Origin of the sequence: Luteimonas aestuarii (genome assembly GCF_004357985.1) — a bacterium.
Classification (GTDB): domain Bacteria; phylum Pseudomonadota; class Gammaproteobacteria; order Xanthomonadales; family Xanthomonadaceae; genus Luteimonas; species Luteimonas aestuarii.
Genome location: NZ_SMTF01000008.1, coordinates 19,003 through 44,716, shown reverse-complemented (window position 1 = coordinate 44,716; position 25,714 = coordinate 19,003). Strand labels below are relative to the sequence as shown.

The 25,714-nt window shown below is 67.3% G+C and carries 25 protein-coding genes; 6 read left to right on the top strand and 19 right to left on the bottom strand.

The features are described from left to right. Window positions 1-63 precede the first annotated feature (63 nt). Together E2F46_RS10490 and E2F46_RS10485 are read left to right on the top strand one after the other, a co-directional pair. Window positions 64-384: a DUF1244 domain-containing protein gene (locus E2F46_RS10490; protein WP_133322040.1), complete on the top strand. Its 321-nt coding sequence runs from the start codon at window positions 64-66 to the stop codon at window positions 382-384. A gap of 3 nt (window positions 385-387) precedes the next feature. Further along, window positions 388-1,191, top strand: a complete 804-nt coding sequence (locus E2F46_RS10485; protein ID WP_133322039.1) for an alpha/beta hydrolase — start codon at window positions 388-390, stop codon at window positions 1,189-1,191. 13 nt (window positions 1,192-1,204) lie between these two features. On the opposite strand, the gene E2F46_RS10480 is transcribed toward E2F46_RS10485, so the two are convergent. The 11 genes from E2F46_RS10480 to ndk all read right to left on the bottom strand — a co-directional run bounded on the left by E2F46_RS10480 (window position 1,205) and on the right by ndk (window position 12,138). After that, window positions 1,205-2,173: a DUF2272 domain-containing protein gene (locus tag E2F46_RS10480; RefSeq protein ID WP_165967435.1), complete on the bottom strand. Its 969-nt coding sequence runs from the start codon at window positions 2,171-2,173 to the stop codon at window positions 1,205-1,207. Between the two features lie 303 nt (window positions 2,174-2,476). Then, window positions 2,477-3,607, bottom strand: a complete 1,131-nt coding sequence (gene moeB, locus E2F46_RS10475; protein ID WP_133322037.1) for a molybdopterin-synthase adenylyltransferase MoeB — start codon at window positions 3,605-3,607, stop codon at window positions 2,477-2,479. 38 nt (window positions 3,608-3,645) lie between these two features. Continuing rightward, window positions 3,646-4,872, bottom strand: a complete 1,227-nt coding sequence (locus E2F46_RS10470; RefSeq protein WP_133322036.1) for a molybdopterin molybdotransferase MoeA — start codon at window positions 4,870-4,872, stop codon at window positions 3,646-3,648. Then, the gene (gene mobA, locus E2F46_RS10465; RefSeq protein WP_243720388.1) at window positions 4,869-5,474 is read right to left on the bottom strand and encodes a molybdenum cofactor guanylyltransferase; all 606 of its coding nucleotides are present in this window, start codon (window positions 5,472-5,474) and stop codon (window positions 4,869-4,871) included. Before mobA ends, E2F46_RS10470 begins: the two co-directional genes overlap by 4 nt. Window positions 5,475-5,481: 7 nt before the next feature. Continuing rightward, window positions 5,482-6,882, bottom strand: a complete 1,401-nt coding sequence (gene der / locus E2F46_RS10460) for a ribosome biogenesis GTPase Der (RefSeq protein WP_133322035.1) — start codon at window positions 6,880-6,882, stop codon at window positions 5,482-5,484. An 82-nt stretch (window positions 6,883-6,964) separates the two neighbouring features. After that, the gene (gene bamB, locus E2F46_RS10455; RefSeq protein ID WP_133322034.1) at window positions 6,965-8,158 is read right to left on the bottom strand and encodes an outer membrane protein assembly factor BamB; all 1,194 of its coding nucleotides are present in this window, start codon (window positions 8,156-8,158) and stop codon (window positions 6,965-6,967) included. Then, window positions 8,158-8,790 (bottom strand): YfgM family protein, encoded by a 633-nt coding sequence (locus tag E2F46_RS10450; protein WP_133322033.1) that lies wholly within the window; start codon window positions 8,788-8,790, stop codon window positions 8,158-8,160. Before E2F46_RS10450 ends, bamB begins: the two co-directional genes overlap by 1 nt. Before the next feature lie 132 nt (window positions 8,791-8,922). Further along, window positions 8,923-9,732: a helix-turn-helix domain-containing protein gene (locus E2F46_RS10445; RefSeq protein WP_243720387.1), complete on the bottom strand. Its 810-nt coding sequence runs from the start codon at window positions 9,730-9,732 to the stop codon at window positions 8,923-8,925. Further along, the gene (locus tag E2F46_RS10440; protein WP_243720386.1) at window positions 9,732-10,544 is read right to left on the bottom strand and encodes a tetratricopeptide repeat protein; all 813 of its coding nucleotides are present in this window, start codon (window positions 10,542-10,544) and stop codon (window positions 9,732-9,734) included. The genes E2F46_RS10445 and E2F46_RS10440 overlap by 1 nt, the downstream gene beginning before the upstream one ends. Further along, entirely contained in the window at window positions 10,531-11,697 is a 1,167-nt protein-coding gene (rlmN, locus tag E2F46_RS10435; RefSeq protein WP_133322031.1) for a dual-specificity RNA methyltransferase RlmN, read from the bottom strand. The genes E2F46_RS10440 and rlmN overlap by 14 nt, the downstream gene beginning before the upstream one ends. Before the next feature lie 15 nt (window positions 11,698-11,712). Continuing rightward, window positions 11,713-12,138, bottom strand: coding sequence for a nucleoside-diphosphate kinase (ndk, locus tag E2F46_RS10430; protein WP_133322030.1), 426 nt, complete (start codon window positions 12,136-12,138; stop codon window positions 11,713-11,715). 214 nt (window positions 12,139-12,352) lie between these two features. On the opposite strand from ndk, the gene E2F46_RS10425 reads away from it, so the two are divergent. The 3 genes from E2F46_RS10425 to E2F46_RS10415 all read left to right on the top strand — a co-directional run bounded on the left by E2F46_RS10425 (window position 12,353) and on the right by E2F46_RS10415 (window position 16,789). Beyond that, window positions 12,353-12,970 carry a TetR/AcrR family transcriptional regulator gene (locus E2F46_RS10425; protein ID WP_425599822.1) on the top strand — a complete coding sequence of 206 codons (618 nt, stop codon included), beginning with the start codon at window positions 12,353-12,355 and terminating at the stop codon, window positions 12,968-12,970. A gap of 111 nt (window positions 12,971-13,081) precedes the next feature. After that, entirely contained in the window at window positions 13,082-15,454 is a 2,373-nt protein-coding gene (locus E2F46_RS10420; protein ID WP_133322029.1) for a 3-hydroxyacyl-CoA dehydrogenase/enoyl-CoA hydratase family protein, read from the top strand. 129 nt (window positions 15,455-15,583) lie between these two features. Beyond that, window positions 15,584-16,789, top strand: coding sequence for an acetyl-CoA C-acyltransferase (locus E2F46_RS10415; protein ID WP_133322028.1), 1,206 nt, complete (start codon window positions 15,584-15,586; stop codon window positions 16,787-16,789). 238 nt (window positions 16,790-17,027) lie between these two features. Here the strand turns inward: E2F46_RS10415 and E2F46_RS17860 are convergent, their stop codons facing one another. The 8 genes from E2F46_RS17860 to cmk form a co-directional block, all read right to left on the bottom strand. Next, the gene (locus E2F46_RS17860; protein ID WP_425599821.1) at window positions 17,028-17,213 is read right to left on the bottom strand and encodes a hypothetical protein; all 186 of its coding nucleotides are present in this window, start codon (window positions 17,211-17,213) and stop codon (window positions 17,028-17,030) included. Then, window positions 17,210-18,109: a UTP--glucose-1-phosphate uridylyltransferase GalU gene (galU, locus tag E2F46_RS10405; protein WP_133322027.1), complete on the bottom strand. Its 900-nt coding sequence runs from the start codon at window positions 18,107-18,109 to the stop codon at window positions 17,210-17,212. Before galU ends, E2F46_RS17860 begins: the two co-directional genes overlap by 4 nt. Further along, the gene (locus tag E2F46_RS10400) at window positions 18,106-20,013 is read right to left on the bottom strand and encodes a polysaccharide biosynthesis protein (protein ID WP_133322026.1); all 1,908 of its coding nucleotides are present in this window, start codon (window positions 20,011-20,013) and stop codon (window positions 18,106-18,108) included. Before E2F46_RS10400 ends, galU begins: the two co-directional genes overlap by 4 nt. A 16-nt stretch (window positions 20,014-20,029) precedes the next feature. Further along, complete coding sequence (locus E2F46_RS10395) at window positions 20,030-21,028, bottom strand: MraY family glycosyltransferase (protein WP_243720385.1); 999 nt, start codon at window positions 21,026-21,028, stop codon at window positions 20,030-20,032. Window position 21,029: 1 nt separating this feature from the next. Next, on the bottom strand, window positions 21,030-22,208 hold the full coding sequence (gene lapB, locus E2F46_RS10390) for a lipopolysaccharide assembly protein LapB (RefSeq protein WP_133322153.1): 1,179 nt from the start codon (window positions 22,206-22,208) through the stop codon (window positions 21,030-21,032). Window positions 22,209-22,343: 135 nt separating this feature from the next. Further along, window positions 22,344-22,646: an integration host factor subunit beta gene (locus E2F46_RS10385; protein ID WP_133322025.1), complete on the bottom strand. Its 303-nt coding sequence runs from the start codon at window positions 22,644-22,646 to the stop codon at window positions 22,344-22,346. A 69-nt stretch (window positions 22,647-22,715) separates the two neighbouring features. Further along, window positions 22,716-24,407 carry a 30S ribosomal protein S1 gene (gene rpsA, locus E2F46_RS10380; protein ID WP_133322024.1) on the bottom strand — a complete coding sequence of 564 codons (1,692 nt, stop codon included), beginning with the start codon at window positions 24,405-24,407 and terminating at the stop codon, window positions 22,716-22,718. Window positions 24,408-24,659: 252 nt separating this feature from the next. Further along, the gene (gene cmk / locus E2F46_RS10375) at window positions 24,660-25,334 is read right to left on the bottom strand and encodes a (d)CMP kinase (protein ID WP_133322023.1); all 675 of its coding nucleotides are present in this window, start codon (window positions 25,332-25,334) and stop codon (window positions 24,660-24,662) included. A 129-nt stretch (window positions 25,335-25,463) separates the two neighbouring features. Between cmk and ykgO the strand changes: the two genes are divergently transcribed. Beyond that, window positions 25,464-25,589 (top strand): type B 50S ribosomal protein L36, encoded by a 126-nt coding sequence (ykgO, locus tag E2F46_RS10370; RefSeq protein ID WP_010342887.1) that lies wholly within the window; start codon window positions 25,464-25,466, stop codon window positions 25,587-25,589. The last annotated feature ends 125 nt before the right edge of the window (window positions 25,590-25,714 follow it).

Genomic DNA, 25,714 nt, shown 5'->3' with positions numbered 1-25,714 from the left:
CGCTGCGAACATGCACCGTCGCGCCCGCTTCTGCCGCCGACCACGAACACAAGGAACACCGCGATGACACCTGCGGACGAGGACATCGATATCGAGACCCTGCGCATCGAAGCCGCGGTATTCCGCCGCCTGCGCCACCACCTGCAGCAGCAGCGGCCCGACGTGCAGAACATCGACCTGATGATCCTCGCCGGATTTTGCCGCAACTGCCTGGCCGACTGGTACCGCGAAGCCGCCGACGCACGCGGCATCGCGATGACGAAGGACGATGCGCGCGAGGCGGTCTACGGCGAACCATTCGCGGACTGGAAGGCAAAGCACCAGCGCGAGGCCACGCCCGGACAACTGGCCGCATTCGCTGCCGCCACCGGGAAGGGAGCCTGACCGATGCGGCGCATGTTCGTGCTGCTGGGCACTGCACTGCTGCTGGCGTGGCTGGGGCTGTGCCTGTTCCTGTTCGTGATGCAGCGCAAGCTGGTGTACTTTCCCGAACTGACCCGCGTCGAGGCGGCCAGCACCGACTACGCGCTCGAACGTGGCGACACGGTGCTGCGCGGGTGGATCGTCAATCCCGGCCAGCCAGCGGCCATCCTTTACTTCGGTGGCAATGCCGAGGCCGTGCAGGCCAACCGCGACGATTTCGCACAGTGGTTCCCTGGCCACACCGTCTACCTGCTGGCCTATCGCGGCTACGGCGCCAGCGACGGCACGCCGGCCGGCCCCGGCCTGCTCGACGATGCGCTGGCGTTCTTCGACGACGTACAGGCGCGTCACCCCGGCCAGCCGGTGTCGGCCATCGGCCGTAGCCTCGGCAGTGGCGTCGCCAGCCATGTCGCGGCGCATCGACCGGTGGATCGCCTGGCGCTGGTCACGCCCTTCGACAGCCTGGCCAACGTCGCCGCCGGGCACTACCGCTGGCTGCCCGTGCGCTGGCTGTTGCGCGACCGCTACCCGTCGGCCGACAACCTGCGCGGCTATCGCAACCGGGTGCTGGTCCTGCACGGCGGCAACGACACCATCGTGCCGCGCGCCAATACGGAAGCGCTGGTGGCGGCGTTGCCGGTGCCGCCCGAGGTGGTCGAGATCGCCGCCGCAGACCACAACGACATCGGCCTGCATCCGGAGTTCGCGGAAGCGCTCACCGCGTTCCTGCCACCGCCCGCGCCACCCGCGGCCGACGCCGCCGAATAGCCGCGACCGTCGACTACTCCATCCCCTGCTCCGCCATGGGCGCACAAGGGGGCGCGGTGTCTTCGGGCACGCACTCGACGCAGCAACGCGCAGGCAGCGGCTGCGCGGGTCCAGCCACAGGCAGTTCCGGCAACGCCCGCGGCGCGCGCAAGGCCGCCAGCTCCGTTTCCGGGCGCAGTTGCAGCAGCACGGCCCAGTCCTGGCGATTCATGTCGCAGGCCTCCGGGCGCTCCGGCGCACACTCCGGGTCTTCGGTGCTGCGCATCGGCAAGGTCGACAGCCGCGCCGACGCATCCAGCGCCAGCATTCGCATCGTCACGCCGTCGAACACATTGCCGCCGACCAGGTAGGCCATGCCATCTGCGATGCCCACCACGATGTCGCAGTGCATGTTGAGGCCGCCGTCGTCGCCGGCCAGCTGTGCCATCAGCCCATCGAAACCGTAGGTGCGCGACGCGACCCGTGCGTAGCACAGCAGGTCGCCTTGCACCGGCTTCGCGCCCTGCGGGTAGCTGACGCGATAGGCGCTGCCCAGCGGATCGCGGTAGGCACGGCGCACGTAGTGCACGTGGCTGGCGGAACCGCGGTAGCCGGGCACGTCCGCCTGCTGCATCACCCAGGACACGAACGCCGCCGACCACGGCGTATCGACCACGAACCCCCGGCACCAGGCCGGTGCTCCGATGCCCTCCATGCCGCCACAGGCCGAGGCCGCCTGCGTCTGCCACAGCAGGCCGCTGTCGCGCCAGTATTCGACCACCCGCTCCCACGCCGGCTGGCCGTTGCCCAGTCGCGCAGCCTCGGCTTCGCGTACGCGGCTGCCGGCCAGCCGACCCTGCGCGTCGATGAAGGGTCGGTACCAGAGGCGATGCTCGGTGCACGCGGTGGCCGCAATCCGCGCCGCAGTCGTGGCACCGGCATAGGTGTCCGGCAGGGTGCAGGGATCGGCCGCCACCACGCGCAGCGGACTGCACAGCAGCAACAGCGCTAGACAAGCGAGACGCCGGCATCCTGACATGGCACCGCCTTCCTGTAGGGAATGCCAGCCTAACGCGAGCCCGCGTGAGGACCGGACGAAAATCGCGGGATGACGTTCAAGGCACCTGCAGCGCCATCGCCACTCATCACGCCGTCACCCCCGCGCAGGCGGGGTCCCGAGGCGGTTGCCAGGCCATCCCGGACATCCATGGGTGCCCGCCTGCACAGGCATGACGATCGCAAGCAGCGATGGATGGCGGAATTGGCACCGCACGCCTCCCGGCGTGAAGCGCGCGACCGAACGCGCCTAGCCCGCGCAGAACGCCGCGTAGTCGATGTAGCCGGGGAACGGCTTGCCCGGCGCGCAGACCGGGCAGTCTGGGTCGGGCGACAGCCGCGTTTCGCGGAAGCGCATCGCCAGCGCATCGAAGTGCAGGATGCGCCCGGCCAGCGGATCGCCCAAGCCCAGCAGCAGTTTGATCGCCTCGGTCGCCTGCAGCAGGCCGATCACGCCCGGCAGCACGCCCAGCACACCGACCTCGCTGCAGTTGGGCGCGGCTTCCGGCGGCGGCGGTTCGGGGAACAGGCAGCGATAGCACGGTGCGACGCCGCGCTGGCGGCCGGCATCGAACACGCCCACCTGGCCTTCGAAGCGATGCACGGCGCCATAGACCAGCGGTTTGGCGTGCTTCACGCAGGCATCGTTGAGCAGGTAGCGCGCGGCGAAGTTGTCGGCGCCATCGACCACCACGTCGACGCCCTCGAGGAGGCGATCGATGTTGCCGGAACTCGCGCGCTCGGCCACCGCTTCGACCTGCACGCGTGGATTGAGCGCCGACAGTCGCGTCTCGGCGGAATCGACCTTGGGCATGCCGACATCGGCATCGACATGCAGGATCTGCCGCTGCAGGTTGCTGCGGTCGACGGTGTCGTCGTCGGCGATGCGCAGGTGGCCCACGCCGGCCGCGGCGAGGTAGAACGCCAGCGGCGATCCCAGACCACCCGCGCCCAGCACCAGCACGCTGGCCGCTTCCAGCCGCCGCTGCCCCTTGGCGCCGATCTCAGGCAGCTTCATGTGCCGCGAATAGCGCGCGTGGAAATCCTCGTCCACCTGCGCCGCAGGCCGGGTGAACGGCAAGCCCTCGGCCTGCCACATCGCGGAACCGCCGCGCACGGACGCCACGCGCGCGTAGCCCAGCCGCTGCAGGCACTCGGCGGCCAGCATGGAGCGCCCGCCGCTCTGGCAGATCAGCAACAGTTCGGTGTCGCGGTCGGGCACGTGCAGGTGCGGCGCATCCTCCAGCTCGGCGCGCGGGATGCCGCGGGCGCCTTCGGCCATGCCGAGCTCACGCTCGTGGTCCTCGCGCACGTCGATCAGCGTTGCGCCCTGTGCCAGGCGCTGGCTGGCTTCTCGGGGGGACAGTTCACGGATGGCCATGGCGTGATTATCGCGCCGCAGGCGTGGCCCGGGGTGAATCAGTACGGCAGGACCGTGACTACGGTCCCGGGCGGGTAATGGCGCGCCCCTTCCTCCAGCACGATCAGCACATCCGAATCCGCCGCTGCGCGCATGCGATGCGAGCCGTCCGCGGGATTCGGCTCGACCTGCAGGGTTCCGTCATCGCCCGGAGACAAGCGCCCGCGCAGGAACTCCAGCCGTTCATGGCGCTTGTCCCATGGCGACGCCAGCCGCGCGCGCCAGGATGACCGCGGCGCCCTGCCCTGCAGCCCGTCCAGCAGTGGGCGCGCGAACGCGTGGTAGGTCGCCAGCACCGACACCGGATTCCCGGGCAGGCACAGGAACAGCGCCGGGCCCAGCGTACCGCCATCGGCGAACAGTGCCGGCATGCCGGGCTTCATCCGCGTCTTCCAGAAATGGACCCGGCCGCGCCGCTGCAGCAATGCCGGCAGGTAATCCTTCTCGCCCGCCGACACCCCACCACAGGTCAGGATCAGGTCGAACGCCTCGCCCGCGTGGCGCAGCGCCGATTCCACCTGCGCGGGATCGTCGGGCAAGGTCGGCCAGGCCACCGGATCGAGGCCATCGGCGCGCAGCAGGCCGACCAGCTGCTCGCGATTCGAGTTGTACAGCTGGCCGTCGGCGAGCGGCATGCCGGGCTCGATGAGTTCGTCGCCCGTGGTGAACACCGCCACCGTGGGCCGGCGCACGACGTCGAGTTCCGGCAGTCCCTGCGATGCGGCCAGGGCGACGCGCGACGGCGTCAGCACTTCGCCCGCCTGCAGCAGGCCGTCACCGGGCCGCACGTCCTCGCCCATCCGCCGCACATGCTGCCCCGCTGCCGGCGGCTGCAGCACATGCACGCGATCGCCTTCGACGCGGGCGTGCTCCTTCATCAGCACCGTGTCCGCACCTGCAGGCAGCGGCGCGCCCGTGGTGATGCGAACGCATCCGCCCGCCGCGATGCCCGGCGCGGCGGGAGCTCCCGCAAACTGCTCACCCTGAAGTTGCAGGATGGCCTCGCCTTCCGTGGACAGGTCGGCATGGCGCAACGCGAAGCCGTCCATCGCGGCGTTGTCGAACCCCGGGATCGCCAACGTGGCGACCAAGTCCTGCGCCAGCACGTGTGCATGTGCGCGCGACAGCGGCAGGCGTTGCACCGGCATGCGCCGCGCTGCAGCGACGCGGTCGACGATGTCGCGCGCCTCGGCGTAGGCGATGCGGGTCGGGAAATCGGTCGTCATGGTGCTGGCATGGTAGCGCCCAGCGCGGCGAGGTCGGCAGGCGTGTTGAGGTTGCCGAAGCGCACGCCATCGAAACGCACGCCGGGCTGGTGGAGCAACGCATGCAGCCCGTGGACCGCATGCTTGCCGGCATCCAGCGTGGCCCCCGCCGCCTCGCGCAGTGCAGCCGTCCGCCACAGCGCGACAAGCGGCTGCATGCCGTCATCGTCGATGGCATGGGCGCCATCAGGCCCGCGCCGCGCGAGCAGCACGTCCAGCAACCCATCGCTGGCGTCGGCGAGATCGACAGGGACGGTCAGCAGCCATGGCGTCCGGCAGGCGCGGGCCAGCGCATCGAGCCCGGCGAGTGGCCCGGCATCCGCGACATGATCGGCGACCACGTCGAAACCGGCCTGGACCAGCCGCGACGCATCGCCGTTCGCACTGACCAGCACGGCACCGACCTTCGGCGCAAAATGTGTGCGCCAGCGCAGCACCTGCGGCACCCCATCGCGCACCAGCCATGCCTTGTCGACGCCGCCCAACCGCATCCCCCGCCCGCCCGCGAGAATGCCGAGCGTGATGCCGGAGGCCGCCACGGTCGCGGCAGCGCCTGCCGTCACGACGCCCTCAACCCCTGCGCTTGACGTGCCGGATCAGGCGCTTCTTGCGCGCCGCCTGCCGCTCCGTCAACACGTTCTTCTTGTCCTTGTAGGGATTTTCGCCTTCCTTGAACACGAAGCGGACCGGCGTGCCCACCAACTTGAAACGCTTGCGGAAGAAGTTCTCCAGATACCGCTTGTAACTGTCGGGCAGCATGCGCAGGCGGGTACCATGGACGATGATCGTCGGCGGGTTGTCGCCGCCGGCATGGGCGTAGCGCAGCTTGGGCACGTGGCCGCGCACGACCGGCGGCGGGTTCGTCTCGTAGGCGATCTCCAGCGCCTTGGTGACTTCGGCCGTGCCGAGCACCTTGGTCGCGGATGCATGCGCGCGGTGGATGGCCTTGAACAGCTCTCGCAGGCCGGAGCCATGCTTGGCGCTGATGCGCACGGCCTCCGCCCACTGCACGAACGAAAGCTTGCGCGACAGCAGTGCCTCGGTCTGTTCGCGCTGGTAATCGCTCTGCCCGTCCCACTTGTTGACCGCGACGACCAGCGCACGGCCGGCGTCGAGCACTGCGCCGAGCACGCTGGCATCCTGGTCGGTCACGCCCTCGTTGGCATCGAGCATGATCACCGCGACCTGGCACTGCTCGATCGCCTGCAGCGTCTTGACGATGGAAAACTTCTCCACCGCCTCTTCCACGCGCGCCTTGCGGCGCAAGCCGGCGGTATCGATCAGGCGGTACTTGCGCCCGTCGCGCTCCAGGTCCACCGCGATCGAATCGCGCGTGGTGCCGGGCACGTCGGAGGCGATCATCCGCTCCTCGCCGAGGATCCGGTTGACCAGCGTCGATTTGCCGACGTTGGGGCGGCCGACGAAGGCGATGCGCACGCGATCGGGATCGTCGTCGAGGGTCTCGGTCGCGCCCACCTCCGGCACGCGCGCCAGCACCTCGTCGACCAGCTCGTCGACGCCCTGCCGGTGGGCGGACGACACCGCGAGCACGTCGCTGAAGCCGTAGCGCGAAAACTCCGCCAGCGCGGCGCGTACGTCGATGCCGTCGGACTTGTTGACGACCAGCAGGGTCGGCCGCGACGCCTTCCGCAGCCAGCGCAGGATCTCGTCGTCGAGCGCGGAAGGGCCTTCGCGGCCATCGACCACGAACAGCACCAGGTCGGCTTCCTCCGCCGCCGCGCGCGACTGGCGCGCGGTGGCGCCGGCCAGCCCGGCTTCGTCCGCGGCAATGCCCCCGGTGTCGACCAGCACGAACGGGCGCGCTTCATCGAGCCGGCAGATGCCGTAGTTGCGGTCGCGGGTCACGCCCGGCTCGTCGTGGACCAAGGCGTCACGGGTTCGGGTCAACGCGTTGAACAGCGTCGACTTGCCGACATTGGGACGACCGACGAGGGCGACGAGCGGAAGCATGGGACGAAGCGATCCTCGCTTGAAAAAAAGACCCCGGGCAGCTGCGAGGCTACCCGGGGCCGTGTCGTGATGCCAGCGCGGGCTACTGCCCGATGCGCCAGGCGCTGATGTCGCCGTCGGTGTTCTGAACGACCAGGATGCCGTCCGACACCACCGGGGTACCGCGGATCGCGGCGCGACCCGCGCGGGCGCGCGCGGCAAACTCGCCGTTGTCCAGCCGCATCCAGTGCAGGTAGCCGTCGAGGTCGCCGACGACGGCATGGTTGCCGTGGATGGCCACGCCGCTGAGGTTGCGACGTGCCAGCGCCGGCTGCTGCCAGGCCAGCGAACCGCCGCTACGGTCGATGCCCCAGACCGTTCCGCCGACATCGCTGACCACGACCTTGTCGATCGCCAGGCCGGCGCGGCCGGGGCCGCCGCGTTCGCTGGACCAGATCGGGCGGCCGCTGGGGCCATCGATCGCCAGTGTCTGGCCCTTGTAGCTGCTGGCGTAAAGGATGGTGCCGTCCAGCACGGGCCTGCCGTCGACGTCGGCCATCCGGTCGAGTTCGGTACGACCATCGGGCTGCGCCACCGGGAGGTCCCACAGCGGGCGGCCATCGACCAGCGAGATCGCGGCCAGCGTACCGTCGTCGTTGCCGACGAACACCAGGCCAGGGCCCAGAACCGGCGCATCGTTGCCGCGCACGGTCAGCGTGGGCAGCTCGCTGGTCCAGAACCAGCGTCGCTCGCCACTGGCGGCGTCGAACGCGGTCACCCGGCCATCATTGGAGCGCACCACCACCATGCCCTGGCCGATGGCCGGGGCCGCGATGACTTCGCTGACCACCTTGGCGGTCCAGCGCTCCGTGCCGGACACGGCATCGAGTGCGGTGATGTCGCCCTGCAGGCTGCCCACGACCACCAAGCCATCGCCGGCACCGGGGCCCCCGCTCACGCGCTGGTCTGTGCGCCAGCTCCAGGCGCGCGCGCCAGTCTGCAGGTCGAACGCATGCACGCCGCCATCCACGGCCGCGGCGTAGACGCGGCCATCGGCGATCGAAGGCGTCTGCTGCAGGCCGAGGCGGCGCTCACCCTTGCCAGCGCTGGCCGACCAGATGCGCGACGCATTCGCGCTCTGCGTGAAGTCAACCAGCCTGGCCGGGTCGGTCGTGTTGGCCTCGTCCTTGTTGCCGCCAAACCAGCCGCGGATCGTGCCGCAACCGGCCAGTGCAACGCAGCACACCACCACCGTCGCCAGGCGCAACGCGCGGGAATTCTTCGAAACGGATTTCATCAGGACTGCGCCTCCGAGGCTTCCGGCTGTCCGCCGACTTCGGCGAGTTTCAGTTCAAGCAACTGGCGCTGCGGCGCGGCCACGTCGAGTTGGCGCAACGCAGCGGAATAATCGTCGCGGGCGGCATCGCCCTCGCCCAGCGCGAAACGGGCGTCGCCGCGCGTTTCCAGCGAAGCGGCATCGTCCGCTGCGGACAGCAGCGCGACGGCCTCGTCGGCATTGCCGGCGTCGATCAGCAGGCGTGCCAGGCGCTGGCGCACCACGGCATCGATGGCCGGCTCGCGGCTACCGACGCCACGCAGGGTGGCGATGGCGGCATCGCGATCCCCGGCATCGACCTGCGCCTTGGCGATGTCCAGCGCGGCCAAGGCAGCGTACACGTTGTTTTTCAGGCCCGCCGCACGGCTCGTAGCCTGTTCAAGCTCACCGGCCTCGATGCCTTCCTGCACGCCGCGGAACTCCTCGGCCACCTGCAGGCGCTGCTGGTGTGCATGGTTCTGCCACCACTTCCAGCCGCCGATGATCGACAGGCCCAGCACCAGCCCGCCGATCAGGCCGAAGGCGTTGTTGCGGAGCCAATCGAGTACTTTTTCGCTTTGTTCGTGTTCGTCGGGCAGGTCGTCTAGCGCCATCGGGCTGTTGCCATGCTGGCACCGGCGCGGCAATGCCCGCGTCCGGCGCTGTGGTGGGGCCTGCTAACGGCGCATGTGCCTGCAGGGTCTGTCGCACGGCCCGTGAACCGGGCCGCCGCCCTGCCTGGATCGCTATTCCGCGATGGGGGCGAGGGAACCGTCAGAGGATACCGTAAAGCGGGCGACGTCCGCGCGCCGATAGGCAGACAGATCCTGAACGTGCCCACCGCGCAACACCTCCACGGTGCGGGCGTTGCCCAGCACCACGCGGCCGACGGTGCCGGCCTCGAAGTCGCGACGATCGCCGGCCTTGAACAGGCCTTGCTCGACGCGCTGTCCGTCGCGATCGAAGATCTCGACCCAGCTTTCGTCGCTGAAGCGCAGACTTAACGCAGGTTCCTGGCGCACGGGTTGCTGGCGCGCCGGAAGCGATGCCATCGAGGCGGCGATCGCGCGCGGCCGCTCCGGCAAGGCCTCGCCGTCACGCGCCGCCAGCACGGCATCAGTCGGCATTTCCAGCGAGGCGGACTGGATGCTGCCGTCGATGTGGCCGCGCGTGGCCATCCACACCGGTACTGCGATCAGCGCCGTGATCACGATATAGACCATCCGCCCCATCAGCTTGTCCGCGAACCGCTGCAGCGGTGGCGTGTACGTCATCGGGACGATCCGCGTAGGCTGGATCTGGCTGGCGGCCGAGGCCTCGGGCACGTCGTCCAGTCGCACGCCCAGCAGGCGCGCATAGCTGCGCAGCTGGCCGCGGACGAACACCGGGGCATCGGCATGCGAGGCATCGCCGGCTTCCAGCGACTGGATCACCCGCTCCGGGATCCTGAGGCGAGCGGAGACGTCGGCGATCGACAGACCCGCGGCTTCACGGGCGGTGCGCAGCCGTTCGCCGCACTCGCGGCCACGTGCTTGCGCGTCTTGGTTGGACGGCATCATTGTGATTCGGCTTCCCCCGGGCCGGCGGTCCTCGCCTGCGGAAATTCCGTCCTCAGGCGCTGAACATAACGAGTGGCGGCGACAGTGTCGCCGAGTTTGTCTTCGATTTGTGACGCAAGTCTGAGCGCATCAGGCGTGGCCGGTGCCGCCGCCAGGCGGCGTTGCGAGAACGCACGCGCCTCGAAGTACTGTCCTGAGGCGTAGTAATGCTGCGCCAATGTATTGAGCGCGAGTGCATTGCCCGGATCGACGTCCAACGCCGCTCGCGAGGCCCGCTCCGCGAGATCAGTGCGGCCCGCCATCAAGGCGCACGCCCCATAGTTGGCAAGGCCAGCGGATCGATCGCCAGGCACGCCAAGCGCCCGCTCGAACCAGGCGAGCGAATCCTCGCTACGCTCGTTGCCGCACAGCCATGCGCCGTAATTGCCCAGCATGATGGCGTTGGCGGGCGCCAATTCGGCCGCCGCCGCATAATGCCGGCCAGCCGCGTCGGCCTGGCCCTTGCGGGTCGCAATCAGGCCGAGCAGGGTGTGCGCCTCGGCGGATTTGCCATCGGCACGCAGCGCGGCGCGGGCATCGGCCTCCGCACCCGCGTCGTCATCGGCGCGCAACTTCTGCTGGGCGGACGCCAGCAATCGGCGTGCCTGCCCGCCTTGCCGGCTCTGGGGGGCCGGGGAGAAGGTGTATTCAGGGGCCACGCGATCCATCCCGCGACGCTGGGCATCCGGTTTGACGAAGGTCAGGCGCGAGCAGCCGGTGGCAGCCACGACGCAGGCCACGGCGATAGCGGCGAAGTCACGGACTCGCATCGACGCCTCCATTGGCGGCCCGCGCTTCCAGCGACTTGCGGAACTCCGCCTGGCGCCGCGTGCGATCCATCACCTGCCCCTTGAGCTGGCCACAGGCCGCGTCGATGTCATCGCCACGGGTGCGGCGTACCGGCGCGATGCGCCCGGCCTCGTTGAGCAGCTTCTGGAAACGACGGATCGCCGCGTCCTCAGGCCGCTGGAAGCGCGTGCCCGGGAATGGATTGAACGGGATCAGGTTGACCTTGGCTGCATCCTTCATCTGCAGCCGGTTGTCGAAATCGCGCATCAGCCGCACCAGCTCGCGCGCGTGCACGGGCTGGTCGTTGACGTCCTTCATGAGCGTGTATTCGAAGGTGACCGACTCGCCGCGCTTGCGCTGCGCGTAGCGCACGCAGGACTCCATGAGCTCGGCGATCGGATACTTCTTGTTCAGCGGCACCAGCTCGGTTCGAAGGTCGTCGTTGGGCGCGTGCAGCGACACCGCCAGCGACACGTCGCTGACCTCGCCCAGCTTGTCGATCATCGGCACCAGGCCGGCCGTCGACAGCGTGACGCGCTTGTTCGCAAGGCCATACCCCAGGTCGTCGCGCATCACGCTCATCGCGCGCACCACGTTGTCGAAGTTCATGAGCGGCTCGCCCATGCCCATCATCACCACGTTGGTCAGCTTGCGTTGCTTGTGCGGCACGTTGCCAAGATGCCTTGCCGCCACCCACACCTGGCCGATGATCTCGGCGGTGGACAGGTTGCGGTTGAAGCCCTGCGTGGCCGTCGAACAGAACTGGCAGTTCAACGCACAGCCGACCTGCGACGATACGCACAGCGTGCCGCGGCCCTTGTCGGGGATGTAGACGGTTTCGATGGCATTGCTGCCATCCATCGCCAACAGCCACTTGTGGGTCCCGTCGGCGGACGGCTTCTCGAACTGGACCTGCGGCACGCGCACTTCCGCATGCTGCTGCAGCTTGGCGCGCAGCGCCTTGCCCAGATCCGTCATTTCATCGAAGTCGGTGACATGGCGATGATGGATCCACTTCATCACCTGGTGGGCGCGGAAGCGCTTCTCGCCGAGCGTGTCGGCGAAGAAGCACTCCAGCCCCTCGCGATCGAGGTCGAGCAGGTTCTGTTTCGTGCTGGCTGCGACGTCGATCATTTCAGGCACATCGAATCAGCGTGCGAACACTTCGGTGCTGGCGAAGAAGTATGCAATCTCGATCGCGGCATTCTCCAGCGAGTCCGAACCATGGACCGCGTTCGCATCGATGCTGTCCGCGAAGTCGGCGCGGATGGTACCGGCAGCCGCTTCCTTCGGATTGGTCGCGCCCATCAGTTCGCGGTTCTTCGACACCGCGCCCTCGCCTTCGAGCACCTGGACCATCACCGGGCCGCTGATCATGAACTCGACCAGCGCACCGAAGAACGGACGCTCACGATGCACGGCATAGAAACCCTCGGCTTCGCTGCGCGAGAGATGCTTCATCTTCGATGCGACGACCTTGAGGCCGCCCTTTTCGAAACGCGAATAGATTTCGCCGATCACGTTCTTCGCGACCGCGTCGGGCTTGATGATGGAAAGGGTGCGCTCCAGCGCCATGGGGAAGTCTCCGGTGCAGGGGCCGGCGGACAAAACCGACGACCAGATTAACATGGAAAAACCCGCGTGGGGACGCGGGTTTAGCCGATATGGCTACGGAGGATTCTACCTGATGGACCTCGCCTCCCGCGAGCACCCCGCACTGGCATTTGACCCGCCGTGCTGCCGCCCCTAGTATCCAAACAGTCGTTTGAAGGGAGCGTTGGGAATCGCGATGTCGAGCCACCAGTTTTCCACGAAGGACCGGATCCTCGGCGCCGCCGAAGAATTGTTTGCCCAGTATGGCTTCACCGGCACCTCGCTGCGCCAGGTGACCGGACGCGCAGACGTCAACATCGCCGCGGTCAACTACCATTTCGGCAGCAAGGAGAACCTGGTCAACGAGGTCTTCCGCCGCAGGATGGATGTGATGAGCGCCGAGCGCATCAGCCGCCTGAAGCGCGCGCAGGCCGAGGCACCGGGTGAATTGGAGCCGATCCTGGCGGCGTTCGTTGAACCCGCCCTCGACATGGCACAGGACAAGCACGGCGGGGGCGCTTTCATCCGGGTGATCGCCCGTGCGTATGCCGAAAAGAACGATGGATTGCGCAAGTTCCTGTCGGACCAGTACGGGCACGTCCAGCGCGATTTCGCCAAGGCCATTTCCGCGTGCCTGCCCAGCCTCAGCAAGGAGGAGCTGTATTGGCGCCTCGACTTCCTGGCCGGCGCACTGACCTATGCGATGGCCGACTTCGGCCTGATCAAGCGCCCCGCGCAGGTGAGCGAGGCGGCCCATCGCCAGCGTGCCGCCTCCGAACTCATTCGTTTCGCAGCGGCCGGCCTGAAGAGCTAGGCATGGACGCATGGGTCGAGTCCCGCGAGAGGTGTGCGGTACTCGCCCTACCCGTCTGCGCGCACCCCGATATCCCAAGCATTTTCTTTTGATTACAAGGAACTACGAAACATGTCTCAGAAGTTACTTGTCCGACGCGCGGCCGTTCTGGGTGCCGGCGTCATGGGCGCCCAGATCGCGGCGCACCTGACCAATGCCGGCGTGGATACGGTGCTGTTCGACCTGCCCGCCAAGGAGGGCAATCCCGATGGCGTGGTACTCAAGGCCATCGGCAACCTCGGCAAGCTCAGCCCCGCCCCGCTGGCCAGCAAGTCGCTGGCTGCGGCCATTACGCCGGCCAACTACGAGACCGGGCTGGCCCAATTGGAAGATTGCGACCTGATCATCGAAGCCATCGCCGAGCGGATGGACTGGAAACAGGACCTGTACCGCAAGATCGCACCGCACGTGCCCGCGAATGCGGTGCTGGCGAGCAACACGTCGGGCCTGGGAATCAACGCCTTGGCCGATGTTCTTCCCGAAGAACTTCGCTCGCGCTTCTGCGGCGTGCACTTCTTCAACCCACCGCGGTACATGCACCTGGCCGAGCTGATCCCGGCAAAGTCCACCGACAAGGCGGTGCTGGAAGGGCTGGAAGCCTTCCTCACCACCACGCTGGGCAAGGGCGTGGTGTATGCGAAGGACACGCCCAACTTCATCGGCAACCGGATCGGCGTGTTCTCGATCCTCGCCACCGCCCACCACACCGCCGAGTCCGGGCTGGGCTTCGACGAGGTGGATGCGATCACCGGCCCGCTGATCGGGCGGCCGAAGTCGGCCACCTACCGCACCTCGGACGTGGTCGGGCTGGACACCATGGCCCATGTCATCAAGACCATGGCCGACACCCTGCCCGACGACCCGTGGCATTCGTATTTCAAGTCGCCGAAATGGCTGGAGGCGCTGATCGCCAAGGGCGCGCTGGGCCAGAAGACCGGTGCCGGCATCTTCCGCAAGGTTGGCAAGGAGATCGTCGTCCTCGACCTTGAAAAGCAGGACTACCGGCCTGCCGACCGCGCCGCCGCACCGGAAGTGGTCGACATCCTCAAGACAAGGAACCCTGCGGAGAAATTCGCCCGGCTGCGCGAGAGCCAGCACCCGCAGGCGCAGTTCCTGTGGGCCGTGTTCCGCGACCTCTTCCACTACAGCGCCTACCACCTGTCCGACATCGCCGAGACCGCGCGCGACGTGGACCTGGCCATCCGCTGGGGCTATGGCTGGTCGCTCGGGCCGTTCGAGACCTGGCAGGCGGCGGGCTGGAAGCAGGTGGCCCAGTGGATCGCCGAGGACATCACCAGCGGCAAGGCGATGAGTTCGGCGCCACTGCCCGACTGGGTATTCGATGGCCGCGAAGGCGTGCATGCCGGCGAGGGTAGCTACAGCCCCTCGCAGGACGCCAAGCTGCCGCGCTCGTCGTTGCCGGTCTACAAGCGCCAGCGCTTTCCCGATCCGCTGCTGGGCGAGTCGTTCCCGCAGGGCGACACCGTGTTCGAGAACGACGGCGTGCGCCTGTGGACCGACGGCGACGATATCGGCGTGGTGAGTTTCAAGACCAAGATGCATACCGTCTCCGACCAGGTGCTGGACGGCCTGCAGGAAGCCATCGGGATCGCCGAGCGCAAGTTCGCCGGCCTCGTGATCTGGCAGCCGAAGGAGCCCTTCTCCGCTGGCGCCGACCTCGCCGGCGCACTGGGCCTGCTGCAGGCCGGCAAGGTGGATGCGTTCGAGGCGATGGTGGCCAACTTCCAGGCCACCAGCCAGCGCATCAAGTATTCGCTGGTGCCGGTGGTGGCCGCGGTGCGCGGACTGGCGCTGGGCGGCGGCTGCGAGTTCCAGATGCACAGTGCACGGACGGTGGCGCACCTGGAAAGCTACATCGGACTGGTCGAAGCCGGCGTCGGCCTTCTGCCGGCCGGCGGTGGGCTGAAGGAAATCGCGGTACGCGCATCGCAGGCCGCGGGCCCGGGTGGCGATGTATTCGCCGAATTGAAGAAGACCTTCGAGACGGTCGCGATGGCGAAAGTGTCCACGTCCGCTGTCGAGGCGAAGGAACTCGGCCTGCTGCGCGCGAACGACAAGGTCGCATTCAATGCCCACGAGCTGCTGCACATCGCCCGCCAGGAAGCACGCGGACTGGCCGAGACCGGCTATCGCCCGCCCTTGCCCGCGAGGAGCATCCAGGTTGCAGGGGACGTCGGCATCGCCACCTTCCGCATGCTGCTGGTGAACATGCTGGAAGGCCGCTTCATCAGCCCTTACGACGACGAGATCGCCACCCGCATCGCCACCGTGCTGTGCGGTGGCGAAGTCGACCGCAGTTCGATTGTCGACGAAGAGTGGCTGCTGAAACTGGAACGCAAGCACTTCGTCGAACTGGCGCAGCAGGAAAAGACGCAGGCGCGCATCGCGCACATGCTCAAGACCGGCAAGCCGCTCCGCAACTGACCGCTATCTGCCTCCTCCCCCGGCTGCGGGCATTGCGCCCTTCACGGGTGGAGGATTGAGGTGGGGGCGCCCCCATCCCGACCTTCCCCCGCACGCGAGGGAAGGCGCACACCACAAGGGATCAAACACATGACCAAGCAAATCCAGGACGCCTACATCGTCGCCGCCACCCGCACCCCGGTGGGCAAGGCGCCCAAGGGCGTGTTCCGCAACACCCGTCCCGACGACATGCTGGCGCACGTGCTGCGCGCGGTGGTCGCGCAGGCCCCGGGCATCGACCTCGGCCGCATCGACGACGCCATCATCGGCTGCGCCATGCCCGAGGGCGAGCAAGGCATGAACGTGGCGCGCATCGGCGTGCTGTTGGCCGGCCTGCCGGACACGGTGGCCGCACAGACCATCAACCGCTTCTGCTCGTCCGGCCTGCAGGCCGTGGCGTTGGCGGCCGACCAGATCCGCCTGGGCAATGCCGACCTGGTGCTGGCCGGCGGCACCGAGTCGATGAGCATGGTGCCGATGATGGGCAACAAGGTGGCGCTGTCGCCCAGCGTGTTCAAGGACGACCACGTCGCCATTGCCTATGGCATGGGCATCACTGCCGAAAAGGTCGCCGAGGAATGGAAGGTGACGCGCGAGGAGCAGGACGCGTTCGCCGTGGCTTCGCACCAGAAGGCGCTGGCCGCGCAGGCGGCCGGCGAGTTCGCGCAGGAGATTACCCCGTACGAGGTGGTCTCGCACCAGCCCGACCTCGCCGGCAATGCGGTGCGCCTGAAGAAGCTGCTGGTGGAACAGGACGAAGGCCCGCGCGCGGATACCTCGGCGGAGGGTCTGGCGAAGTTGCGCACCGTGTTCCGCAACGGCCAGTTCGGCGGCACGGTCACCGCCGGCAACTCGTCGCAGATGAGCGACGGCGCGGCCGGCGTGCTGCTGGCGTCGGAGCAGGCGATCAAGGATTACGGCTTGACGCCACTTGCGCGCTTCGTCAACTTCGCGGTTGCCGGCGTGCGGCCGGAAGTAATGGGCATCGGCCCGATCGCGGCGATCCCGAAGGCGCTCAAGCAGGCGGGGATGACCAAGGACCAGATCGACTGGATCGAGCTCAACGAAGCCTTCGCCGCGCAGGCGCTGGCGGTGATCAAGGATTCCGGGCTCGACCCGGACAAGGTGAACCCGCTGGGCGGCGCGATCGCACTGGGGCATCCCCTCGGTGCGACCGGCGCGATCCGCACGGCCACGATCGTCCACGGGCTGCGCCGTCGCAAACAGAAGTACGGCATGGTGACGATGTGCATCGGCACAGGCATGGGTGCCGCCGGGATCATCGAAGCCCTGTAGTTCCGGATGCACCTGCTCGCATGTACGGAGTGTCGCCGGATGGATGGCGGCACTTGCCTGCACGCGCGGCGCAGGACGTCAGGCCATCCGCGTCCCGTCCGGCACGGGGCGTTCGAGCGTAGTTGCGACGACACCCTCTGCCGTCGGGAACCCGGTCAACAGGAACTCCGACACGAACGGCCCCACCTGCTTCGGCGGAAAATTGATCACACCCACGATCTGTCGCCCAACCAGCTCGTCAGGCGAATACAGCGCCTTTACCTGCGCGCTGGTCTTCCTCACGCCGTGCGGCCCGAAGTCGACCCACAGCTTCCGCGCCGGCTTCCTCGCTTCGGGAAATGCCGTCGACGCGCAGGACAGTCCCGGCGCACAGCCAGACCTTCTCGAAATCGTCCCAGGCGATCGGCTGCATCGCCTTCGTCATTCCAGATCGATGACGCCCAGTTCGCTCAGCGCGTTCTGCATCATGTCGCGCGCGGCATCGCTTAGCTTCTCGTGATCCAGGGCGTAGCGGATGGTCGCCTCGATCAGCCCGATGTGCGTCCCGCAATCGAAGCGCGTGCCCTGGAAGCGGTAGGCGTGCACCGGCTTCTGCTGCAGCAGGGTCGCGATGGCATCGGTCAGCTGGATCTCGCCACCCGCCCCCGGCGTGGTGTTCTCGAGCAGCTCGAAGATGCTGCCATCCAGCACGTAGCGCCCGACCACCGCCAAGGTGCTGGGTGCGACATCGGGCCTGGGCTTCTCGACGATGGCGTTGATGCGCCCCGACCGGCCCGAAAACGCATCCGTCGCCACGATGCCGTAGCTGCCGGTCTGTTCGCGTGGCACGTCCTGCACGGCAATGACGCTGGCGCCGCTCGCCTCCGCGGCATCGGCCATCTGCTTGAGCGCACCATCGCCGCGATTCCAGATGAGGTCGTCGGGCAGCAGCACCGCGAACGGCTCGTCGCCGACGATGGGCTTCGCGCACAGCACGGCATGCCCGAGGCCCAGCGCCTCGGCCTGGGTCACGAACACCGCGCGCACGCCCTTCGGCAGCACGTTGCGCACCAGTTCCAGCTGCTCGTGCTTGCCGCCGCGCTCGAGTTTCTGCTCCAGCTCGTAGGCCTTGTCGAAATAGTCCGCCACGGCGTGCTTGTAGCGATTGGTGACGAACACCAGGGTGTCGCAGCCTGCTTCGACCGCTTCATCCACCGCATACTGGATCAGCGGTCGGTCGATGATCGGCAGCATTTCCTTGGGTACCGTCTTGGTGGCGGGCAGGAAGCGGGTCCCGAGCCCTGCCACCGGGAATACGGCCTTGCGGATTCTGCGCGTCATACCTTCCTTGCCTGTCGAGCGGGGAATGCGACCACGGTACCCTCGGCTGCCGAGGCCGCCTCATCCGGGCGGAACTCAGGCAGCGCATCGTGGAGGATCTGGTCGATGGCCGGGACATCATAGGCCACCACGGCACTGCGAAGACGCGACAACGCCTGCTGCACACGTTCTGCAACGACGCCACGCGCCTCGGCCTGCAGGATCTTCGGGTGCAACGTCGGCCGGTAGCGTTCGTCCGCATGGAACAGCGTTTCGTGCAGTTTCTCACCCGAGCGCAGGCCGGTATAGACGATGGCGATATCACGCTCGGGTTGCTTTCCCGCGAGGCGGATCATCTGCTCGGCCAGCAGGCGAATTGACACTGGCTCACCCATGTCCAGGGTGTAGATCGCATCGCGCGAGCCGATCGCCACCGACTGCATGATCAGCTGGCAAGCTTCGGGGATGGTCATGAAGTAGCGCGTGACGGCCGGGTCAGTCACGGTCACCGGCCCTCCGGAACGGATCTGCTCACGGAACAATGGCACGACGCTGCCGGCCGAATCGAGCACGTTGCCGAAACGCACGGTCACGAAATGGGTCGAATCCGGCTGTGCAAGCGACTGGCAGACCATTTCGGCCAGCCGCTTGGTCGCCCCCAGCACGTTGACCGGGTCGACCGCCTTGTCGGTGGAGATCAGCACGAAGGTGCCGACGCGCGCCTCCCGCGAAGCCAGCGCCACGGTTTCGGTCGCCAATACATTGTTGCGCGCGGCCTCGCGCAACTGGGTCTCGAGCACCGGTACCTGCTTGTAGGCAGCCGCGTGGAACACGGCATCGGGATTCGACAGCCCAAGCGCATGGCCGATGACGGCGGGATCCCCGCAGTCGCCGAGCACGGGGACGCACTCGATATGGGGGAAATCGCGACGCAGTTCCGACTCGGTCTTGACCAGGGCCAGCTCGTCCAGCTCGACCAGCGCAATCGTCCGCGCGCCGTGACGTGCACATTGCCGGCAAAGCTCCGAACCGATGGAACCACCCGCGCCGGTCACCAGCACGCTGCGACCGCCCAGCCAGCTGCGGATCGCCTTCCAGTCCGGCGTCACCGGCTTGCGACCGAGCAAGTCCTCGATCGCGACTTCTTTCAGTTCACCCGGCAGCGACCGCCCTTCCAGCAAATCGTCCAGACGCGGCACGGTCCGGAACGGCAAGCCGGTCTTTTCGCATTCGGCGACCACCCGACGCATCGCCGCGGCGTCGATCGACGGCATCGCAATCACCAGCAACCGCGCAGCGGTCTCGGGCGCGATGCGGCCGACGTCCTCGATCCTGCCCAGCACCGGTAGCCCCTGCAGATGGCTGCCACGGAGCTTGGCCGCGTCATCGAGGAAGCCAACGGGCACATACGCGCCCGCCCTGCGCAGGTCGCGTACCAGCGTCTCGCCGGCCTGCCCCGCGCCCAGGATCAGCACACGCATCGCGGTCTGGTCGGTCCGCGTGAGGCCGTGGTCCTTCCATGCGCGGTAAAGCAGCCGCGGCATCCCCAGCATCGCGGTCAGCAGCAGCGGGTACAGCAGTAGCACCGTACGCGGAACGGCATCGAGCATCCGTCCGAAGGCGAACAGGACAAGCATGATCGCCAATACCCCGAACACGGATGCTTTGAGGATATTGATCAGGTCGGGGACACTGGCGAAGCGCCAGACCCCGCGGTACAGCCCGACCTTCCAGAAAACGATGCCCTGCGCGGCAAGGACCAGGAAGATCTGCCCGAACGGCTCGGGGGCCAATGCCCCCCCGTCCATCGCAACATAGCGGAACTGATTCAGCCCCAGCCAGCACAACCAGACCATGCACAGGTCATGCGTGACGACGGCCGCACGGGGTAATACGACGCTGATCCTGTCCTTCAGATTCAAGATCCCAGCCTTGGGTTGATCATCGATGGGGAGGGGGGCGGTGGTCCTGCGATCGCAGCCAGATCGCCCCCCCGGCGAGCCACGACGCCACGATCATGCCAATTGTAACCGGAGCGTTAAATGAACGAGCGGTCAGCATGAGCGTGACCATAGCCAGCGTCCACCCTCCGTAGGCAATGGCCACCGGGCCGTGCCTGCCAATACGCCGCGAACAGACCTGGTACGCATGCTGTACATGGGGCTCCCACCACCGTTCCCTCCGAAGCATGCGCCTCCCAAGTGTCAAGGATGCGTCAATCAGGAACGCCGTCAGCGGCAAGAGCAGCAGCCACGGATTCTGTGCTTGCCCGACCGGCAGCCAGGCCCCCACCACCAGCACGGCCATGCCGAACCCGAGCGCACCGCTCCCCACGTCCCCAAGGAAAATCCTGGCGCGCGGCAGGTTGAACGGCAGGAAACCGGCCGTTGCAGCCGCCAGCGCCATCGCAAACCACGCAAGAGCCCCGGGGGCCGTGAACAGCACGCACCCCAATGCCACCAAGAGTGCCTGGCTGGCCGCCAAGCTGTCGATGCCGTCCATGAAGTTCCAGACGTTCACCAGCACCATCGCCGCGATGAACGCCCCGACGGCACCCGGCACACCACCTCCCGCGTCCAGTACGGACAGCGCAAGCAGGGCGGCAGCCACGGCGTGGACCACGAGCCGGAGCGAGGCCGGCAGCGGCCTGTGGTCGTCGATCCAGCCGATTCCGGCCACCAGGGCCAGACCGCTCCCTGCCAGCGTGAGGGATATCGCGAACCCTGGCGCATACGCAGCTAGGAGCACCATTGCTAGCAGCATCGACACCACGATGGAAACACCGCCGCCGCGCGGGGTCGCCTGGGCGTGGCTGCGCCGCTCGCCTGGCTGATCCATGAGATTGCGACGCAATGCATAGCGACGCGCCAGCCATGTCCCGGCAAGTCCGATCGACAGGTGTAGCGCCAGCCAGCCAGCCAGCACGCTCCAGTTTTCCACGTCAGACCACGGCGTAATTCAGCAGGGGCTTGATCGAGCCCCATTCCTTGCAACTGGGGCACTGCCAATGGTGCGTACGCGCGCCGAAACCGCAGCGGTTGCAGCGGTAGCTGGGATTGCGTACCAGCAGCTGCTCGGTGATCAGGCGCAGGTCGCGCAGGGTCGCCTCGTGGTCGCGTCCCTCGACCAGGGTGAGGTCGATCAGCGCCGCTTCACCACGCACCGACGGCCGGTCCTTCAGCTCATGGGACAGGTACTTGCGCGCCGCAGGCACGCCCTCCTCCGCTTCGACCAACCGGGTCAATGCCAGCACCGGTGCGATGCCGCGGTAGTGCTCGCTCATCTCGGCCAGGAACTTGCGCGCGCCCGGCGTGTCGCCCGCACGGTTGTAGGCGGCCAGGAGGGATGGCATGACTTCGGGCAGGAAATCCGGATCATGCCGCGCAGCGCGCTCGTAGGCACGGATGGCGGCCTTGTCGTTGCCGGCGTCGAGTTCGAGCTTTCCCTCGAGGATGCCGGCCCGCACCGAGTTGGAATCGGCTGCATAGGCGCGCGCTACTGCCGCACGCGCGGCATCGGCATCCCCGGCCACGCGCAAGCGGTCGGCCAGTTCGCACTCGAACTGCGCGACCAGCTTGCCCATCGGTTCGCCGGTCACTGCTTCGTAGCGGGTGGCGTTGTCGATGGCCTTGGCCCAGTCGCGTTCGGCCTGGTAGATGCCGATCAGGTGCTTCAAGGCCTGCGGCGCGCGCTGGTCGATCCGCGCCAGGTCGGTGAACACCACCTCGGCCCGGTCCAGCAGGCCAGACTTCATGTAGTCCTCGCCCAGCGCCAGCATCGCCTGCACCTTCTGCTGGTCGCTCAGGTCCGGGCGCTGCACCAGGCCCTGGTGCAGGCGGATGGCGCGGTCGACTTCACCACGGCGCCGGAACAGGTGACCGAGCGCAACCTGCGTCTCGAACGTGTCCTTGTCGAGCTCGGCGATGTGCAGGAACAGCTCGATCGCCTTGTCGGGCTGCTCGTTGAGCAGGTAGTTCAGGCCACGGAAATAGGTCGTGGACAGCCGGCTGACCTGGGTATCGCTGTGCCGCTCTCCACCGCGTCGGCCGATGACCCATCCGCTGAGCGCGGCGATCGGCAGCAACAGGAAGAACCAGAACCACTCGGTCACGAACGCCATCATCGGGCGGGCTCCATCGATATCGACGCACGCGCGCAACCACATCCCCGCGCCATCGCGGAAACGCACCCGTCGTAGGTAGGGTTCAAAGTCATGCGCCGCCTAGCTTAGCCCAGCGCGACGCCACCGGCCGGCTCACTCCTCGGACGGCAACGGCACCACGTCGGTCACCTGCTCGCGCAGTTCCTTGCCCGGCTTGAAATGCGGGACATGCTTGCCCGGCAGCGACACGGGATCGCCCGTCTTCGGGTTGCGACCGGTACGCGGCGGGCGGAAATGCAGGGAGAAGCTGCCGAAGCCACGGATCTCGATCCGGTTCCCGTCGGCCAGCGACGTCGCCATCATCTCGAGCAGCGACTTCACCGCCAAGTCGACATCGTCGGCCTTGAGGTGTGCCTGGCGCTGGGTCAGGATCTCGATCAGTTCCGATTTGGTCATGGTCCCCAAGCCCACGTCATACAACGAGGAAAGCGGCCCGGGATCGTCCCGGGCCGCTTCCGGACTCCCTTACTCGGACTTGCTGCCTTCCAGCTGCTCACGCAGCAGCGCGCCGAGCTTGGTGGTGCCGCTGGAGGCTTCCGACGCCTGCTTGTTGTACTCGGCCAGGCTTTCGGCGGTCTCCGCCTCGTCCTTTGCCTTGATCGACAGCTGCAGGGTACGTCCCTTGCGGTCCTGGCCCAGGTACTTGGCCTCGATGGTGTCGCCGACCTTCAGGTGCTGGCTGGCGTCGTCGATGCGCTCGTCGCTGATGTCGCGCGCGGCGACGTAGCCTTCCACGCCGTCGCCCATGTCGATGACCGCGCCCTTGGCGTCGACTTCCTTCACCGTGCCGCTGACCTTCGAACCACGCGGGTGCGACGCCAGGAACTGGCCGTAGGGGTCCTGCTCCAGCTGCTTGACGCCCAGCGAGATGCGCTCGCGCTCCGGGTCCACGGCCAGCACCACGGCTTCCAGCGTGTCGCCCTTCTTGAAGTTGCGGACGATGTCCTCGCCGGTTGTGTTCCAGGTGATGTCGGACAGGTGGATCAGGCCGTCGATGCCGCCGTCCAGGCCGATGAACACGCCGAAGTCGGTGATCGACTTGATCTGGCCTTCCACCTTGTCGCCCTTCTTGTGGATCGCGGCGAAGGTTTCCCACGGGTTGCTGGTGACCTGCTTGATGCCCAGCGAGATGCGGCGACGCTCTTCATCCACGTCCAGCACCATCACTTCCAGCTCGTCGCCGACCTGCACCACCTTGGACGGATTGACGTTCTTGTTGGTCCAGTCCATCTCGGACACGTGCACCAGGCCTTCCACGCCCGGCTCGATCTCGACGAACGCGCCGTAGTCGGTCACGTTGGAGACCTTGCCGAACACGCGGGTGTTGGCCGGGTAGCGACGGGCGATGTTGTCCCACGGATCCTCGCCCAGCTGCTTCAGGCCCAGCGAAACGCGGTTGCGCTCGCGGTCGTACTTCAGCACGCGGACGTCGAGCTCCTGGCCCACTTCCACCACTTCGGACGGATGGCGCACGCGCTTCCAGGCCATGTCGGTGATGTGCAGCAGGCCGTCGATGCCGCCCAGGTCCACGAACGCGCCGTAGTCGGTGAGGTTCTTGACCACGCCCTTGAGCTTGGCGCCCTCGACCAGCTTCTCCATCAGCTGCTCGCGCTCTTCGGAGTGCTCGCTCTCGACCACCGCGCGGCGGGAGACGACCACGTTGTTGCGCTTGCGGTCCAGCTTGATGAGCTTGAACTCGAGTTCCTTGCCTTCCAGGTACACCGGGTCGCGCACCGGGCGCACGTCCACCAGCGAACCGGGCAGGAACGCGCGGACGTCCTTGATGTCGACGGTGAAACCGCCCTTCACCTTGCCGCTGATCTTGCCGACGATGGTTTCGTTCTTCTCGAGCGCTTCTTCCAGCTCGTCCCACACCATGGCGCGCTTGGCCTTCTCGCGCGACAGCACGGTCTCGCCGAAGCCGTTCTCGAGGGAGTCGAGGGCGACCTTGACGATGTCGCCTTCGGCGACGTCGATCTCGCCGTCGTCGTTACGGAACTGTTCGATCGGCACGATGCCTTCGGACTTGAGGCCGGCGTTGATCACGACCACGTCGGTGCGCACCTGCACCACGGTACCGGTGACGATGGCGCCGGGCTTCAGCTTGGCCAGGTTGTTCTGGCTCTGTTCGAACAGTTCTGCGAATGATTCGGTCATTGGGGAAAATCTCGGTTGATGACACAGACCGCGGCGGCGGGAACCTTCCCGTGTTGCCTGCGGTCCACCCGTTGTCGGCCTGCGCGGGATTGCGTGTGGCCGTGAGTGTTGTGGTTGGAAAAACCGCATGGAGACATCTCCCTGCGGGCCTGTTTCTGCTGCCGTTCGATCTCGACTGCGCCCGGACACCACCCCGCCCTTGCCTTCCCCTTGCAAAGGAAGGAAGCCGGAGCAGCCGCAGCTCCGCTGCGGCTACGGCGTCACGATGGACAGCACGCGCGCGACCACCGCATCGATGCCAAGGCCGGTGGTGTCGATGTGGACGGCGTCTTCGGCCGGCCTCAAGGGAGCCACTGTGCGACTGGCGTCGCGGGCGTCGCGGGCGAGGATCTCGCGAAGCAGACCGTCAATTGTGACGGAAACCCCTTTGTCTTTCAACTGCTTATAGCGCCTTTCAGCACGCTCCCCGGCGCTGGCGGTCAGGAACACCTTGAACGGGGCGTCCGGAAAGATCACCGTCCCCATGTCGCGCCCGTCCGCCACCAGCCCCGGGGCCCGGCGGAACGCCCGCTGCCGGTCCTTGAGGGCGGCGCGCACCTCGGGAATCGCTGCGATCGCGGACGCGGCAGCCCCGGCGGTCTCGGTACGCAGCTCGTCGGTGGCGTCATGGCCGTTGACGAGCACCCGCAGGTCGCCGCCGGGCACCTCGCGGAAGCCAATCTCGGTATCGAAGGTGCAGCGCACCAGTGCGCCGGCGTCGTCCAGGTCCAGGTCGGCCCAGCCTGCCGCCACGCCGATCGCGCGGTACAGTGCCCCGGAATCGAGGTAATGCCATCCCAGGCGGGCGGCGACCTGCCGGCTGATCGTCCCCTTGCCGGAGCCCGACGGGCCGTCGATGGTCAATACCGGTATCGCCTGCTCGGGCATGCCAACCATCCTCATCCGCCTTTTCGGTTCTCCGGGATTCTATCCGAGCCCGGCAAAGACTTGAATCGCCAGAGGAATGCCCGCTATAATTGCGGGCTTCGTTTTCACCCACCGCTTTTGAGGTCTGTCATGAAGGTCCTGTCCTCCCTGAAATCGGCGAAGGCCCGTCACCGCGACTGCAAGGTCGTTCGTCGCCGTGGCAAGGTCTTCGTGATCTGCAAGTCCAATCCGCGATTCAAGGCGCGCCAGCGCTGATCGCACGCCCCGGCACTGGCCAATGGCGTTGCAACACACCGGAAGGCCGCAGCGATGCGGCCTTTCGTATTTCCGGATCGGCGCGCGAACATTGTCAGGGACGGCCATCGAAACGTGACCGGGCC

Excerpts from the sequence above, each read along its gene's own strand:
- E2F46_RS10490 (WP_133322040.1), top strand. The coding sequence starts at position 64 with ATGACACCTGCGGACGAGGACATCGATATCGAGACCCTGCGCATCGAA.
- E2F46_RS10485 (WP_133322039.1), top strand. The coding sequence starts at position 388 with ATGCGGCGCATGTTCGTGCTGCTGGGCACTGCACTGCTGCTGGCGTGG.
- moeB (WP_133322037.1), bottom strand. The coding sequence starts at position 3,607 with ATGGCCATCCGTGAACTGTCCCCCCGAGAAGCCAGCCAGCGCCTGGCA.
- E2F46_RS10470 (WP_133322036.1), bottom strand. The coding sequence starts at position 4,872 with ATGACGACCGATTTCCCGACCCGCATCGCCTACGCCGAGGCGCGCGAC.
- der (WP_133322035.1), bottom strand. The coding sequence starts at position 6,882 with ATGCTTCCGCTCGTCGCCCTCGTCGGTCGTCCCAATGTCGGCAAGTCG.
- bamB (WP_133322034.1), bottom strand. The coding sequence starts at position 8,158 with ATGAAATCCGTTTCGAAGAATTCCCGCGCGTTGCGCCTGGCGACGGTG.
- E2F46_RS10450 (WP_133322033.1), bottom strand. The coding sequence starts at position 8,790 with ATGGCGCTAGACGACCTGCCCGACGAACACGAACAAAGCGAAAAAGTA.
- E2F46_RS10445 (WP_243720387.1), bottom strand. The coding sequence starts at position 9,732 with ATGCCGTCCAACCAAGACGCGCAAGCACGTGGCCGCGAGTGCGGCGAA.
- E2F46_RS10440 (WP_243720386.1), bottom strand. The coding sequence starts at position 10,544 with ATGCGAGTCCGTGACTTCGCCGCTATCGCCGTGGCCTGCGTCGTGGCT.
- rlmN (WP_133322031.1), bottom strand. The coding sequence starts at position 11,697 with ATGATCGACGTCGCAGCCAGCACGAAACAGAACCTGCTCGACCTCGAT.
- ndk (WP_133322030.1), bottom strand. The coding sequence starts at position 12,138 with ATGGCGCTGGAGCGCACCCTTTCCATCATCAAGCCCGACGCGGTCGCG.
- E2F46_RS10425 (WP_425599822.1), top strand. The coding sequence starts at position 12,353 with ATGTCGAGCCACCAGTTTTCCACGAAGGACCGGATCCTCGGCGCCGCC.
- E2F46_RS10420 (WP_133322029.1), top strand. The coding sequence starts at position 13,082 with ATGTCTCAGAAGTTACTTGTCCGACGCGCGGCCGTTCTGGGTGCCGGC.
- E2F46_RS10415 (WP_133322028.1), top strand. The coding sequence starts at position 15,584 with ATGACCAAGCAAATCCAGGACGCCTACATCGTCGCCGCCACCCGCACC.
- E2F46_RS17860 (WP_425599821.1), bottom strand. The coding sequence starts at position 17,213 with ATGACGAAGGCGATGCAGCCGATCGCCTGGGACGATTTCGAGAAGGTC.
- galU (WP_133322027.1), bottom strand. The coding sequence starts at position 18,109 with ATGACGCGCAGAATCCGCAAGGCCGTATTCCCGGTGGCAGGGCTCGGG.
- lapB (WP_133322153.1), bottom strand. The coding sequence starts at position 22,208 with ATGGCGTTCGTGACCGAGTGGTTCTGGTTCTTCCTGTTGCTGCCGATC.
- E2F46_RS10385 (WP_133322025.1), bottom strand. The coding sequence starts at position 22,646 with ATGACCAAATCGGAACTGATCGAGATCCTGACCCAGCGCCAGGCACAC.
- rpsA (WP_133322024.1), bottom strand. The coding sequence starts at position 24,407 with ATGACCGAATCATTCGCAGAACTGTTCGAACAGAGCCAGAACAACCTG.
- cmk (WP_133322023.1), bottom strand. The coding sequence starts at position 25,334 with ATGCCCGAGCAGGCGATACCGGTATTGACCATCGACGGCCCGTCGGGC.
- ykgO (WP_010342887.1), top strand. The coding sequence starts at position 25,464 with ATGAAGGTCCTGTCCTCCCTGAAATCGGCGAAGGCCCGTCACCGCGAC.